Here is a 16342-nt window from a genome sequence, read left to right on the forward strand (position 1 = left end):
TTAAACCTTAATTTATATTTAATCTTATTTAGTTATAGTTAATAGTAAATGTTGCATTACCATTTGCTAAACCCGCAGTAACAGAATCTGTTTTAGCAATATAACGAGCTCTAAAATCTAAATTATTTTCAATATTTTCTTTTAATGGATAGGCTTTAGATGCTGTAAACAAAGGTACTACAACATTTGCATCATCCGTAATTTGAATACCCACTCCAGTTGCTACACCCGACTCTTTTTTCAGGGCAATAACACTGTCATCACCTACATATGAATCTGCGTCAAATTTAACAGATGCAGTGGTCACTGTTTTAGGACAATTAATTAATTTAATTGTGAATTTTGTCGCTGCAGCAGTACTTCCTGTACTTGGTAATGCTTTTTTAGAGACGGTACCTAAATTAACTTTTAAAGCATCAGAACCCGCCGCTAATTCACATGCGTTATCTATAATTTCCCCTGTAAAATCAATAGTACCATCCGCTGCTAACGCATTATTAGTGACAAAGATAGTCGTTGCAGCAATTAATGTTGCAAGTAAATTTTTTCTCATTTTTTTCTCCGATTAATTTTTATTAATAAAACCAAATTAATTAAAAAATACTTAATTAACTCAGTATGTGAGTATTATCTAATTGTTTTTTACAATAAACAAGTTTTGGTTATAGCGGTATAATATTCATAATTTTTATTTAAATCAGGATTTAAAACCAAGAGGACTCTTTATTAGTTAATCAATGAAGTTTATTTTTAATTATTTTAAATTTTCATATATTGATACAACATTGTTAAATCAAAATAAAATTTAAATACTATTTTTCATTAATAAATAATTTTTTATTTTATTTTATAACGCATATGGTGTGAATGAAAAAAAGCATTATTTCCTCTTAATAATAAAAGCTACTTTTTATTCCATTTGATTAAAATAACTTCTTAACGTGTTATTTTTGAACAAATTTAGTCTTAACCTATCAGTTACAAATTGAATAAAAATATTATTTATAAAAAATATGATTTTTTTATAGACAAAAAAAGAGCAAGGTTTCCCTTGCTCTGATTTAATATCGGAGTATTTTTTAGATAATTATATACATTAATTTACTACGATTAATTTAAAAACCACTACTTATTAATCTTAATCAGCGACATTCTTGTCTGGCATATAAGAGCCAATATTATAGGCTTCTAATTTTGGTGCTTTGTCAGAATTAAGATCAAAATTAAATATCGTTATTGTGCCCGGTGTTGCAGGTAATAAAAACTCAGGCGACAAATTTAAGAATACTTTGCAGGCGGCACGAATAACACCACTATGCACAACCGCTAATAAATCGCTATCTTCTTTATGCACCCATCCTTGTAATGCCGCACCAATGCGATCGCAAAAATCAAACCAATTTTCGCCTTTAGGTGGCGTATATGTTCCTGCTCGCCAATTTTTGTATTTATCTGCATGGTGTCTTATGAGTTCTGGCTTTCGTTGTCCCGTCCACTCTCCCATATTTAACTCACGTAATAATGGCTCTTTAACTGCTTCAGGATGACCAACAATTTCTGCAGTTTGTACTGTTCGCCCTAAATCTGACGTAATAATCCTTGCAGGTGATAACAATTTAATACTCTCTTTTATCGCCATTGCTTGATTAATTCCTTTTGGTGATAAACAAGAATTAGCATGTCCTTGTAAACGTGATTCCATATTCCATAAGGTTTCACCATGTCTTAATAAAATTAGTCTCATTATTATTCCTTAATTTAATGGTTTAAAGACCATATCCAAGAATTTGGAACCAAGTAAATATCGCAATAGAAATTACCGATGCACCAACAAAACAAGTAATTAATCCATATTTCATTTGCTCTAACACACTAAAGTAGCCGCTTGAGAAATAGATAGTATTTACTTTCGAATGTGGTGGTAAGGTAATGGTATAAGTCAGTGTAAATGACGCAGCTAATGCCAATGTAACCGGATCCATGCCCAATGTTTTAGCAAGTGCAATAATGGCTGGAATTAAGATGGTTGTTTTTACTGTTTTACTGGTAAAAATTAAATGGCTATACATGCAGATAAAGACAACCACAATATAAACCATTGTAGTGCTCATATTTTCTAGCCCAAGCCCATAAACCATTTTACCAATTAGCCATTGTGCTCCTTCTGTAGATTCTAAGGTGTTACCAGCCGCATAAGCACCTGCTGCAAATATCATTAGATCCCATTTGATATTGGCTTCATTCCACGTTAATAAACCAATACGAGGCATCAGGCAAAGAATGGCAGCAATAACAGCGGTCATATAAACGCTAATCTTGAAGCCAAACATATCCTGGTGATAGCTTTCTGTTGCCCATAAGAACACCGCCATTAAAAAGATATACATGGCTTTTTTCTCATTCTTAGTAAGCGCACCAAGCTGAGAGCGTTCTTGTTTTAATTTTCCCAGTGAACCTTCAAAATCCACCTCACCTTTGAAGGAAAATAATTTTAATCCAATAAAAAAGGAGATAGTCATGCCAACAATTGCCAATGGGAAAGAAGCAATTAGCCAATCCATATAACCAATAGAACCGCCAGCTTGTGAATTAATAAATCCAACCGCAATTATATTGGCAGCAGTTCCTGTCATAACACCGGATGTTGCTAAAGCATCAGCCTGTACCCCTTGCAACATCATTAATTTCCCGTAATTGCTTTTTCCTGGGATCGCCTTATGTATCTCTAATAAGATCATACAAATAGGCACCATTAATGTTGCGCGTGCAGTCGTCGAAGGAACAAAGAAAACTAAACTGAAGTTAATTAAAATAAGAACAAATAACGCTTTTTTGGGTGTTTGCCCAAATTTGGTGATCATCCATAAAGCAAAGCGTCTGGCAATATTCGATTTGATCATGGCGGACGTTAAAACAAATGCTGAAACCATCAGCCAAATAACGTCATAACCTAATGTACCGAAAACCACTTTCTCTTTTGCGACAGTTCCCGTTATTGGAAGTAAAACAATAACGAGCATTGAGGTTAAATAAATGGGTAAAGAACCACACACCCATAAAATTAACGCAGCACAAAAAATAGCAATGGCTTTTTGCCCTTCAATACTTAATCCATCTGGTGTTGGCATAAAAAATAAAACGAGCAATACCAATAAAGCTAAAGGTATTCCTATGGTTTTTAAGGTTATTTTCTTACCGTTTTGTTTTGGTGATGATGGCGCTGGTTTAGCGATGTCATCTCGCTTCGCAGTCTTTTCCATAACCGATTCCTCTTAATGTGTAGGGTAGGAAGTCCAGTATAGAAATATTGAGGTATAAAGATAATTGTATTAATATATTATAACTATAAAAATAATTTATGGTGTTAATATGAATTTAAGCCAACTTGATGCTTTTTTACTACTAGCCAACGGTTTTAATGTTACTGAAACCGCAGAACGCCTATTCTGCACTCAACCCAGTGTAAGTATTAAAATCAGAAAACTAGAAGAAGAGTTGCAAACAACATTGTTTGAAAGGATCAATAATCGGCTTTATTTAACTCCCCAAGGTAAGGTTTATCAACAGTACGCAACTCAGATTATTAATTTGGTAAAATCCTCTTCTGAGCATATGCGACAATTTGATGATCCCTCTAAAGGTGAAATTAAGTTTGGCGCTAGCCATTTTGTTGGCGTTTACCTATTACCTCAAATTATGGCGCAGTTTAGAGAGCAATATCCTGATGTGAAATTAAGTATGGATATTTCAAGTTCAACCCAACTTATCCGTAAGCTTGATACCCAAGAATTAGAATTTTTGATCATGTCAGATCATATCTATTTAGATCCGACGGAATATCATCTTGATACCTTTCTTATCGATCCCTTAGTGCTTATTTGTTCACCTGAACATTGGTTGGCAAAAAATAAACATTGTAGATTTTCTGATATTGCATCAGAAGTTTTTCTGATCAAACCCGAGCACTCTGCTACTCGTGATTTTTTATTAGATAGGATCCAAGAAAATAATAAAGAACTCAAAAATGTGATGGAAATAAATAGCTTAGAAGGAATAAAACAGGGTGTTATTCATGGTTTAGGGATCTCAATTTTATCTCGTTTGTCTATCATGCAAGAATTAAAATCTGGTCTTCTATGTGAAATTGCATTTGATGATATTCAATTTAGCCGAGGTATTCGTTACTTTTACCATAAAGAAAAATATATCTCTCCAGCCACTAAGAATTTTTTATCTGTTTTACAATCTCAAGCTCAAATTTTAACGAAAGATATCAATAAATAAATTTAGTAGCTAAATTTCTAGCCCTATTATTTTAAGGATATCAGCGTATCAATATCCTCATTAAATCGTTATCATACTCGCGTTTATTTCTTTCTATTGTTTAAAAGGATTTTATGCGTAGAACACTCTCGTCTTATCACCCTATTCTTTATACGTTGAGAGTGGCGCAGCGTCGTTTATTTCGTTCTCTTAGCTGGTACTTTTCAGGTCGAAAATACAGCAAAGACGTTCAGCCAGAACAACGACTTTCTTACCGTTATCTAAAACATACATCTAAATTAATTAGTCGCCGTGGCGAAAGTGATATTCAATTACAATACAATAAAATAACGAATCTTAAATTAGTCGAAAAAGCGTTAGATGGCGTAGTGATAAAACCAGGTGAGTATTTCTCTTTTTGCTATTTAGTCGGTAAACCTAGCTATAAAAGAGGTTTTATTGATGGTATGCAACTCTCCTATGGCGAAGCACAAAAAGGTGTAGGCGGTGGAATTTGTCAGGCTAGTAATTTAATACATTGGTTAGCACTACACTCTGAATTAAAAGTGATTGAAAAGGCAAATCATAGTTTTGATCCTTTCCCTGATGAAGGCCGAGTACTCCCTTTTGGTTCCGGAGCTGCTATTTTTTATAACTATGTCGATTTAGTCTTATATAATCCAACGCCTTATGATTACCAAATTAGATTACATGTAGCTGAGCATCAGTTAGAAGGCGAACTCCTTTGTAGCGAAGCAAGGGAATATCGTTATCATATTTATGAGAAATCTTCTTCTTTTATCAAAAAAGGAGAGCATGTATATCGCTGTAATGAAATTTGGCGAGATATTTACACTAAGAACAATGTGGGTGCTTTTCCTCAATTAATTACATCAGAATTACTTTATGAAAATAGTGTGGTCGTGAAATATGATATTTCAAATGAGCAACTAAGTTAATTCACTTAAATATATATTTATTACTCAATTAAAATATTAATTTAATATTCTAATTTTATCTTTTTATTCTAAATAAATAATTATTTTTCTCTTAAAATTAAGAACGCCTTAAATCCGAGTGTTCTTTTTATCTTGAGATCATTGAGTTATCAAATAGAAGCCTTATCTATTTATTATGGTCAAAGAATGGTGATTATGTTTCTATTTAATAGGTCATATAATGATGATAAAAATTGATTATCCACAAAAATTAGAAGTTGGTGATATCGTATTTACGTGTATTGGTACCTCTTTATTTCGTCAAATTTCCTCAGCTTCTTTATGCTGGAGTAATCATGTTGGCATTATTATTGGTCATAATGGTGAGGATTATTTAGTTGCCGAAAGCCGAGTTCCGCTCTCAACCACAACCACATTAACCCGCTTTATTAACCGCTCTGCGGGCAAACGTTATGCAATACGCCGGCTATCAACACAACTCTCTGACGAACAAAAAAATGCACTTGTTGCACAAGTACCTGAAAGATTAAATAAGCTTTACCACACAGGTTTTAAATACGACTCTTCCCGCCAGTTTTGCTCTAAATTTGTTTTTGATATTTATAAATCAGCACTCTCTATTCGTGTAGGTGAAATAGAAACATTCCAAGAGTTATTAAGCAAAAATCCTAATGCCAAATTACAATTTTGGAAATTATGGTTTATTGGGCAAATACCGTGGGAAAGAACTACTGTCACTCCAGCTAGTTTATGGGAACATCCGCACCTATCTTTAGTTTATCAAAGTCATGAGAATATTAATTAATACAGTGTATTAGCATTATAAAAAATAGAGAAAACAATAGCATTTCTGATAATGTTTATTGATAAAAATCTGAATAAAACTCAAACCCTCTCTTTGTAATAGGGAGGTTTTTGGTGTAAAACTAAAAAAACAATGTTTTGTAAATATAACTTAATTACTATTCATCTATTATTCGTCATTTAGGGATCACCATGAAATACCAAGATGTTACGAAATCACCCTGTGAGAATGCTTATTTTTTAGTTTTTAACCTCACCCATTCACCTGAAAACCGCGATACACTGATCGATTTTTGTAATAATTTTTCTGGCCTGATACGTAGTATGAGAACACGTTTTCCTGAATTGGAAACAAGTTGTGTAATGGGATTCGGGGCAAATGCATGGACTACATTATTTCCCAATCAGCCTAAACCCAAAGAGCTAAATACCTTTAAAGAAATTAAAGGTGATACTTATACCGCGGTTTCAACTCCAGGCGATCTTTTTTTCCATATTCGAGCACTCAAAGTTTCAGCCTGTTACGAATTAGCATCTATCATCAGCCAAAAGCTAAAGAATATTGTTACGCCTGTCGATGAAGTACATGGATTTAGATATTTTGATGGGCGCTCTATTATTGGTTTTGTCGATGGAACTGAAAACCCAGAGTATGAAGATGAACGAGCTTCTTATGCCGTTATTGGTGATGAAGATCCTGAATTTGCAGGTGGTAGTTACGCCTTTGTACAAAAATATATTCACGATATGGAAGCATGGGAAAAACAGCCTCTTATCGAACAAGAAAAAGTCATTGGCAGACATAAATTCAATGATGTGGAATTAACCGATGAAGAAAAAGAGCCCGGTTCACACAATGTTGTCACCAATATTCAAGATGAGAACGGCGAAGATTTAAAAATTGTCAGAGCCAATATGCCTTTTTCCAATCCATCTAAAAATGAATATGGTACTTACTTTATTGGTTATGCACGTTATTTTTCAACAACTAATCGTATGTTAGAAAATATGTTTGCAGGTACACCTGAGGGCCATACGGATAAATTACTTAAATTCAGTACCCCTGTAACTGGTACATTATTCTTTGTTCCATCACCAGAATTTCTGGATGATCTCGTGTAATTTATTACAAGTAGATATATAGGCTTGTTACTTATATATCTACTTTCTATTCTGGTTTTTTCTGGATCAACTACAAACCAAATACATTAACGTAAAACTCTTTGCCGTCATCTGTACTTTCAATGGTATAAGTAATCGGAATAGAGTTTTTACCGCCTTTACCTTCAAAAGAAAGTTCAGCAGCACATGAATAAGTATCTCTCTTTTCATCATGCTCACGGGTACGTACGCTTTCTACTTTGATCTTAATTTGATCGATCACTGCCGCCATTTTTTGATCACGTAATTCATCTTTTGTAATATCAACCACTAAGTTCTTTGCTTCAGTGCTATCACAATTAGGTGTTGAATCACCACATCCCACTAACGGTAATGCTAATGCACTTAATAAAGCTAATTTTAGAATTCTAGTTTTCATACGGGTTATTTCTTCCTTGCTCACGAGATAAAATAAATTTTTCAATATTTTACCTAATAATTATCTCGCAACAATATAGGGTAATAACAGTTAGGATAAGATAACGATAGAGATTAATATTTTAGCGTTAAGAAAAACATTAAGTAAAACCTACGGACTTTAACTTCAATGTTAATGTGCTTCGATTTCTTGTTTGTTAATCACCCCAATAATATCAACACGAATATTTCGCGTATCCGCTCTTCCTTTATCGTCTACTGCACGAATACGATAGCGACCACTTTCTTTGGGATACCATTCTATTGAACGCTGATTTGTACTATTCCCTAGATAAGCATCATCAACAAACCAATAAATAATATTGCTGTCATTATCCGTTGTTGCATTAAATACAATTGATGTATTTGGTGATGAAACACGTCTTAAAGTATAAGTGGTATTACGTAATGGAGATAATATACGAGGAGGCATTCCTGTAATAGCCATATCTCCATTTTTACAGTGGGCAGTAGAAGGTGGTATTCGCTTTGGTAACCCAGCTTGAGCAAATACTTTAGCCAAATCAGAAGGCCAATATTCAAAAACCTCAATCTTGACCTGGTCTTCATTATATGGAGGACAAGCAACTTCTCCCGTCACTTTATCAATTGCTAGAGGACGATAAATTGTATCAACTTTAATTGGTGATTTACCCGGAATAAACCATGTCTTACCTTTCCGTTGACACCATGGCGTAGGTAAATTACCACTCGCTAAACAAATATCGACTTGCTTAATATTTTCAGGAGGCTTAAATCTAGGCTCATTTAAATTCGGATAATCTGCAACAATATTATCTATGATATTAAAAAATAGCGGTGCTGCGGCTTCAGCTCCAATTAACGCACTATTCCCTTTACCATCAAAATTACCGATCCAAACAACTAAAACATAAGGCCCGAAAATTCCACTACTCCATGCATCTCGAAACCCCCAAGATGTGCCAGTTTTCCAATAAACGGGCAATGTCATTGATTTTTGCGCCAAAGTATCATCAGGTCTTCGATGTTGACTTAACATATCCAGCGTAATAAAACTCGCTTCTTCACTTAATAATGGAAGAGGTTTAGCAATAGCATCTGTACTTTGCATTCTTAACGGCTTAAGTTGTCCTCGATTAGCTAATATTGCATAGAGCTTCGCTAATTCTTGGGCTGTAATTTCACCACCCCCTAATACCAATGATAAACCATAATGTCTTTCACTCGCCATATTACTGATCCCAGACATTTGTAGAAACTGGTAAAGCGTTGGATTTTTCAGTTGAGAGGCTATCGACACAGCGGGGATATTTCGGCTGTAATTTAACGCTTGGGTGGCAGAAATAGGTCCTAAAAAGCGTAAATCAAAGTTTTCTGGTGCGTAGCTACCAAAGGTAGAAGGCACATCTTTTAAAATTGTTCGAGGATGTAAAATGCCTTGCTCTATCCCTAATGCATAGATAAAAGGCTTTAATGTTGAACCTGGTGAACGTTTCGCATTAGTGCCGTTAACTTGCCCATGGATATCAGCATTATAATAATCCGCCGAACCAACTAGCGCTTTAACGCCCATATCTCGTGTATCAACGAGGATCACCGAGGCATTTTTCACACCAAGGTGTTTATTTCGTTCAATAAACGCATCAACTTGTTTTTCAACTAAGTTTTGTAATGAAAGATCAATGGTTGTAACTATAGTTGTAGGCTTTCTTGGATTAAACTTTTCCTGCTTTTCAAGTTGCTCAACTAAGTGAGGTGCTATATAAGGCATCTTTTCAGGTTGGCGTAGACGAAGCGGTAATTGAAACAATGCAGATAAATCGGCATCTTTGGGATGTTCTTCCAGCCAATAATCATAAAGCTGATTACGCGTTTTCATTAAAGAAAGGCTAATACCATCACTGTTTGGCTCAATTCGATAACTCGGTGATTGAGGCAATACGGCAAGTGTTAACGCTTCAGGTAACGTTAATTCTTTAGGATTTTTATTAAAATAAATCAGGCTTGCAGCACCAACACTTTCTATATTTCGCCCATAAGGTGCATAGTTGAAATAAGCTTCTAAAATATCATGTTTTGAATAACTGAGTTCTAATTGAATAGCACGTAATACCTGAACAAATTTGCCCCCTACTGTACGTGTATTTAATTGCCAATGCATACGAGCCAATTGCATGGTGATCGTTGAACCACCTTGTAATCGCTCACCATAAACATAACTGACAAAAAAACCTCGAATTAAACTGTAAGGATTAAATCCAGGATGATAATAGAACCAGCGATCTTCATATCGCATGGCGCTATCTATCATCAAAGGCGAAATATCATCTAACTCTGTCCACAATCGATAACGTTCATCATTAGCTAATGTTAAACGCAGTAAATTTCCATTGCTGTCATAGTAGGCTGTTGAAGATAAAAAGCCTTCTGATAGTGCTGGATGTGGAAAAAGGCGAAATCCTACACAAAAGAGGGCGACTAAAAAGCCACCCATCAATATGTTTTGTAAAACTCGCTTGCTTCTCGTCATTCTAAAATAACCAGAAACAAGCACTTGAAATACAAACTAATTTCATTTTACATTGCCATTATTTTGCATCGGTTTGTTAACAGTCATAGCGCCTTTACCAATCGCTAATGCCTGAATTTCCCTGTCATACATAGCTTCTGCAAATGCTGGCGGTATAGAGAATATTCCCGAATTAGTGGCTTTAATTTGGTAGACGAACTCTTGTACTTGTTGAGTTGCAGTACCATAAATAATGACTCGATCTTCTCGAATATCGCTGTATTCTGGTGACCAGCGTGTACCTTTACTACCGGTTGGCGATAACCATTCGACTTCAGGATTGTCCACATTCTCCATTGATTGTTGTATAACTTCAAAACCACCAGGTAATAAGTCCACCAGCACTACATTATTCACACCTTGTTTTGCATTCGCTCTGATTTTTATGTGCACATAAAGTTTTTCACCCAAGGTTGCACTATTAACAACCTCACCTTTTTCATTCACATAATCACGAGAAATTTCCAATCCTCGTGAAAGTGCTTCTTTAGGTTGTTCACTATCAAAACCAGATTGTGTCACAACATACCAAGCAGCATTATTAGTTGGATTATTAAATAAGATCTCTTTAGTACCTGCTTTAAACTGACCTATCGCAGTGGCATTTGTCATAGATGAAATAACAACTGGTGGGTTTTCACCACTTTTTACACTCACCGTTAATGGCTGTGTCGGTGTTGTCATATTTTGGATCTGTTTAGTGTAATGCTCTAACGCCAAGATACTCATTGCTGATGATTGTGTGGTATAGCGCTCTTCTTTAAAGCTCATAACCATATTTTCCAGTAGTTGTGGCGGTATATCTCCCGCTTTTTCTGGGAAGTGCTTCACAATCAAATACAGTCTTGTACTGTCTTGGATCAGAGGATCTAAATAATTATGTGACCACCACGCTTTGCTATAAGCTTTGCTCAGCTCTTGCCATGTGGGTTTGAGTAATTCATCCGCTTGTTTATCCATTTTCAGCATTTTGTAAGATGCCGCTAGATATAAAGCGCCTAAATCACTTTGCCATGTTTTTGGATAATTCTTTTGCATTCGCGTTTGAATAGCCGCAATTTCACCCGTCGTCACTTTACCTTGACGTGTTAATAAATAGACGGCAAAAGCACGCATTCTAAGTTCATCTTGATTATTTAGCCCTGCATTAATGGCAAGTTTAGTTAAATATTCATTGGATGAACGTAATAGCGTATCTGATACAGGATAATTCGACTCTTGTGCCTCAAGTAAAAATTGAACGACATATAAAGTCACAAATGGATCAGTTGATGGTGTTGAACGCCATGTTCCGATAGCACCTTGAGCATTTTGGCGAGTCAGTAATGTTGCCATTGTCTGTTCAAGTTGAGTGCGAATTTTATCTTGTGAATACATCGCCTTCATTTCAGGATTACGTTGATGGAATAACAACGGTATTGCCTGACTGGTTATTTGCTCTGAACAATTATAAGGATAATTAGCCAGATATTGTGCCAATGCACTGCTTAGCACTAAAGGCGAATAAGAAACACGCGCATCCCTTTTTGCATACTCATCATACATTTGGCGAATATATGTGACACTCTGTTCTTTACCATCCATACGACCTAAGCTTGATTGAGTGCGATAAGCTGAAGCTGGGCGAATAGAGAGATTCACCGTTCTTTGAGTCACTTTGCCTTCGTTGTTCACTGAGAAAGTAATAGCGCCATTACCCAATTGCGATTTCGCTTTTAGTCTAAAGGAAACTACTGTTTCTTTTTTCTCACCTAATTCCAATTGATAATTGTTCTGTCCGATAACCTCTAATTGAGGTGCTGCTGTTATCGCCACATCAAGTTTAGTTGTAACACCATTAAGGCTGGTCAGATTATTTGCGATACCTAAAGTGACATCAAATTCATCATTAGGCGCCACTGTAGTAGGAATATGTGGGCTTAATACAAAATCATCACGCACAGTCGTATAGCGTTGCGTATTTCCTATACGATTTGGTGTAACAGATATAGCCATAACTCTTATTTTGCCATTAAAATACTCTGGCACTTTGTAATTAAAGACGGCTTCTCCATCTACTTCTGTAATACCAGACCAATAAGCGACAGGCGCTTCTTTCTTGCGTTTAAATGGATTCAGATAGAGATCGACACCTTCACCCGCATCCCCTCCCGGTGCTGAAGCCAGTGATATCATTTTTCTAAATTCAGGTAAAATGAGATCCAGTATTTGCGTGCTTTCAACTTCTAATGCACGCTTACGGAAGAAGTAATCCAATGGATCTTTTAATTTATATCGAGCAACTTGTAAGATACCTTCATCAACAGCAAAAACAGCAACTTGTTGTGGAGTATCTGTTTTTACTGTAATCGGTAAGGTATCGCCCGGTTTAATAATATCTGGTGACTCTAATTCGATTTGAGCTTGGAAATTTTCACGACTGACTTTAAACGGGACAACGCCATAGCTAAGTGGGCTCATAAATATTTCATCAGAGTTTATATCTCTAACAAATTGAACATTGATGTAGCCATTACCTTGCAATTGCGCAGGTACACGGATTTTTTGTACCGAATTTGTTGTTGAAGATGTAAACCATTGCCAATAATAAACTTTATCTTTCTCTATCGTGATAATACCGCTACCAACATAAGGAGCATTGATGGCAATTTCGATCTCTTCACCCGCTTTGTATGTGTCTTTGTTTAAAGTGAGCTGTAGCTCTGCTTCGCGATCAAGTGAGCGGGTCACATTCGCATTACCCGCAATAGTATAGTTAATGCGATTAAGTACACTACCTTCTTTGTTTTTAACTAATAATACAAAGTTACCCGGAGTCTGTGTTTCTAATGCAAAAGAACTTCCTTTTTCATCAATAGAAAGTGGAACATCATCAATAAACACTTCTTTGAGTTTAGATTGATATTTATAAACACCAGAATTTTGTCGCGTCAAAACAGAGAGATATTTTTGCTCATAGCGTTCTAACGTTAATGTTTCTTGAGCAATTTGTTTTAATGTCGGATCAATTGCAATGAAATTGAGATTGCGCTGTGCATTTTGATTAATATAGTCAAGCGTTCCATCTGCTTTCACACCAATCAGATAATCATGAGGAGATACCATAACACGCGCAGCAGCCGTTACAGAACGACCACTCCCAGCATCAAATGCTTCAGAGATAAGTTGTAGTTGATAAGTAGCATCATCATAAGATGTTAGCCCTAAATCAATATCCGCTAGCCCTTTTTCATTCGTTGTTGTTTCTTCTAAATCGGTTTCAAAACTATCGTGATTACGACGGTTTTCATAAAAACGATAATCGGAATAACGTGAAAAATTAGGATAAATTGGCCTTAAGGTTAATTTGGAAACAACTCGTCTATCTTGTGCAGGAGTGCCAAATAAATTTTGTACATCGATTGAAGCTTTTAATTCAGAAGGTTTTACCCATCCTTGTTGTCTATCTGGCGTTAGATTAAGCGCAACTTTAAGTAAATCAGGCTCAAATTCTTTAACCACAATAGTTGTACTACCTAGTAAGCTGGCATCTTTATTATTTTTACCGACTAAATAGAGATAGATATTCCAATCTCCAGTAGGCGAGTTTTCTGATGTAGTATAGTTTAATTCATTGAAACCAAACTCGTTTAATACCATAGATTGATTTAACATCAATGTATTACGAGGATCTCGAATTTCAACGCGTAAAGGTACGCCTTCAAGGGCTGTCTTCCAGTCAAAGGTACGTGTAATAAGACCGATATTGAAGGTTTCACCCGGTCGATAAACACCTCTATCAGAAAATAAGAAGCTATCAAGAGTACGCGGATCTCTTGGCGTATCATCACCGAAGATATCGAAGCGAGATAGGTTAAGTTGTCTATCGTAATAAGCATCTGTTGGTAAAAATGAAATATCGCCATCTTTTTCAACTAAAAAGAGAACGGCTGTCTGTTCATTTCTAAAATCTTTAAGATTAGGAAAAGCGACATGGCCATCAGAGCTGGTCATTTTACTCAGTAACGTTGTTCCGTTTTTAGCAATAACTGAGACTTTCGCATCGCTAACAGGAGCACCATTATAGATAGATTGCACAAAGACATCTCGAGAACCATCAATCGATGATTTAGCAATGATCCCTAAATCTGTCACAACAACAAAGCGCGCATCAGAAAGCTCTTCGTCGTCATCATCTTCATAGTATTCATCGTCATCTTCGTCTGTTTTGGATGCTTTATTAGGATCCCATGAAGAGAGTTTTAATAAGAATATCCCGCGTCTAGCATTAGGATCAGCTGATAAATAGCGACTTAAATCAATACCTTTATATTGAACTTCACCTTTATCTTCATTATTTAGTGCTGTTTGATAAGTAAAGTGTTCTGTGAAATATTCATCATTAAGGCGACCAAATCGTGTTGAAGTAAAGTATTTATCTTTAAAGGAAACGATGTGTTGTAACTGGCTTGGGATCACTCGTTTTATATCAAGTTGTAACCCCGGTAAATTACGAGCAGAAACAGTGATCTGTTTGTCACCCGTCATAGAAAGCAAAGCACCTTCAGAAACAAAATTCAGCATTTGTGGATAATCTGGCACACTGACGATTTGGTAACGATCTTCTTTTAGTTGGTATCCACCCACAGATGTTATCCCGCTTGGGATTTTAACCAATATATAGCGATAAGCTGGTGCATTGTATTTAAAAGCAAAAGTGGCTTGCTTTTCTTGCTCATTATCATTCATCTCAAGCATTAGCTTCTCTGACTGAGCAAGAATAGTTTTACTCACATCATTCAAGTTCCAATCATAATAATCGTCTTCATCTTGGCGAATGTCAGTATTTTCTAACTCTAAATTGTGTTGAGGCAATAACCACGCGGAAATCTCATTTTTTATCTCTTTTTCATTTAACTCATCACTTAATGAAATGATGAGTACTCGTGCATCTTTTCCATTTTCAGACTCAACTAATTCACTCTCTACATTTGAAACATTAAGACTGTATAGACTTGGGATCTCAACATGATATGTTTTTTCTTTGGATGTTGTATTGGCGGTTACTGTTGTGGCTATGCCCGGTTTAATTTTAAGAAAAACCTTGCTACTAATGTCTTTTAGCGTTAATTGCTCTGAGTGAACCCAAGCCGTTAATTTTTTATTATCGTAATTGATGACATATTTCAGCTTTTCATTATCGCCATATTTCATTGAAAGGCGTTTTTCAAAACTCTGAATATCGACAGGAGCGTTAAAAGAGATCTTTATAATGGCGTGTTTTTGTGATGGATTTTGAGGATCTTGATAAAATTCACTATTTCCTAACCTGTAATCAAAAGAGGTTGTTTTAAATTCATATCTATTTGATTTTAATGAAAATTGTGGCGATAATAATTTAGTTTCATCGAGCTGAATTTTATATTCACTACCCATAGCAAAAGGCTTTTTGGCTGTAAAAATAAGGGTCGAGCCATTTTGCCACTGCCAATTTCCCTCAATCGCAGGTGTTAATGTCACACCTTCAGTTACCTCTTTATCAATAAGCGCAATAGGTGCTGCGGATCGAGAAAAAGATAAAATGATTTTCTGTGGTTGAGGATTATCATTTGCATAATTGATTTGTGTGGGGCCTGTAAGCTTCACATTAACATTTTGTACAACGATAGGCGCGACATCAATAGGAACGGGTCGATTGAGATAGCTGTGATAACCGTAATAGCCGCCAAACGACGCAACAATAAGAAAAATAATAGAACCTAATGCGGTTTTAGGGTGACCTACTATACCATTTTCGATCTTCCGTAAATGGCGGGCAAAAAAGTCAATCCAAACAGGCGTACTCCATTGTATTTTCCCTATAAATGGGCTGAGTATCTTCTCTAAAAGACGAATACAAAAAACAATGATCCATCCAAATAAACGGATTAGTTTAAAAGGGAAGGAAAGTAAAAAACGCAATACGTCCATATAGATAGTCCTATTTTGCACCGATAAAAACGTATTTCTTATCAGTAAAATTAAGCCAAAGAGCAAAATAAATAGCGTAACTATAATAAAGTAAGAATATAGAATAAGAATGAATACTTATCATTAATTTTAAATTTTATTATATAAAGACAGACTACATTCTTAATATTTTTTCCTAGTATTCCACTTTATTTCAAGACTCTTCTGAGCATTAGTTTGTATCATCTTTTTCTAACAA

The 16342-nt window shown here is 35.5% G+C and carries 10 protein-coding genes; 4 read left to right on the top strand and 6 right to left on the bottom strand.

Translation table 11 applies throughout. From position 1 onward, the window contains the following. Positions 1-28: 28 nt before the first annotated feature. The 3 genes from GWJ01_RS00375 to GWJ01_RS00385 form a co-directional block, all read right to left on the bottom strand. On the bottom strand, positions 29-553 hold the full coding sequence (locus GWJ01_RS00375) for a fimbrial protein (protein WP_098942056.1): 525 nt from the start codon (positions 551-553) through the stop codon (positions 29-31). Between the two features lie 585 nt (positions 554-1138). Beyond that, the gene (locus GWJ01_RS00380) at positions 1139-1744 is read right to left on the bottom strand and encodes a histidine phosphatase family protein (RefSeq protein ID WP_075674356.1); all 606 of its coding nucleotides are present in this window, start codon (positions 1742-1744) and stop codon (positions 1139-1141) included. Positions 1745-1766: 22 nt separating this feature from the next. Then, positions 1767-3260, bottom strand: coding sequence for an SLC13 family permease (locus tag GWJ01_RS00385; RefSeq protein WP_109395428.1), 1494 nt, complete (start codon positions 3258-3260; stop codon positions 1767-1769). A gap of 109 nt (positions 3261-3369) precedes the next feature. On the opposite strand from GWJ01_RS00385, the gene GWJ01_RS00390 reads away from it, so the two are divergent. The 4 genes from GWJ01_RS00390 to GWJ01_RS00405 all read left to right on the top strand — a co-directional run bounded on the left by GWJ01_RS00390 (position 3370) and on the right by GWJ01_RS00405 (position 7148). After that, complete coding sequence (locus GWJ01_RS00390) at positions 3370-4284, top strand: LysR family transcriptional regulator (protein WP_109395429.1); 915 nt, start codon at positions 3370-3372, stop codon at positions 4282-4284. A 113-nt stretch (positions 4285-4397) separates the two neighbouring features. Continuing rightward, entirely contained in the window at positions 4398-5222 is an 825-nt protein-coding gene (locus GWJ01_RS00395; RefSeq protein ID WP_167392460.1) for a VanW family protein, read from the top strand. 226 nt (positions 5223-5448) lie between these two features. Continuing rightward, entirely contained in the window at positions 5449-6027 is a 579-nt protein-coding gene (locus GWJ01_RS00400) for a YebB family permuted papain-like enzyme (protein ID WP_171455375.1), read from the top strand. Positions 6028-6218: 191 nt separating this feature from the next. Continuing rightward, positions 6219-7148 carry a Dyp-type peroxidase gene (locus tag GWJ01_RS00405; RefSeq protein ID WP_109395430.1) on the top strand — a complete coding sequence of 310 codons (930 nt, stop codon included), beginning with the start codon at positions 6219-6221 and terminating at the stop codon, positions 7146-7148. Positions 7149-7218: 70 nt separating this feature from the next. On the opposite strand, the gene GWJ01_RS00410 is transcribed toward GWJ01_RS00405, so the two are convergent. The 3 genes from GWJ01_RS00410 to GWJ01_RS00420 all read right to left on the bottom strand — a co-directional run bounded on the left by GWJ01_RS00410 (position 7219) and on the right by GWJ01_RS00420 (position 16104). Beyond that, complete coding sequence (locus GWJ01_RS00410) at positions 7219-7566, bottom strand: hypothetical protein (protein WP_109395431.1); 348 nt, start codon at positions 7564-7566, stop codon at positions 7219-7221. Positions 7567-7737: 171 nt separating this feature from the next. Next, entirely contained in the window at positions 7738-10116 is a 2379-nt protein-coding gene (gene pbpC, locus GWJ01_RS00415; RefSeq protein ID WP_109401399.1) for a penicillin-binding protein 1C, read from the bottom strand. A 42-nt stretch (positions 10117-10158) separates the two neighbouring features. Continuing rightward, on the bottom strand, positions 10159-16104 hold the full coding sequence (locus tag GWJ01_RS00420) for an alpha-2-macroglobulin family protein (RefSeq protein WP_161710566.1): 5946 nt from the start codon (positions 16102-16104) through the stop codon (positions 10159-10161). Positions 16105-16342: the final 238 nt, after the last annotated feature.

Origin of the sequence: Proteus sp. G2618 (assembly GCF_009915995.1) — a bacterium.
GTDB classification, from domain to species: domain Bacteria; phylum Pseudomonadota; class Gammaproteobacteria; order Enterobacterales; family Enterobacteriaceae; genus Proteus; species Proteus terrae.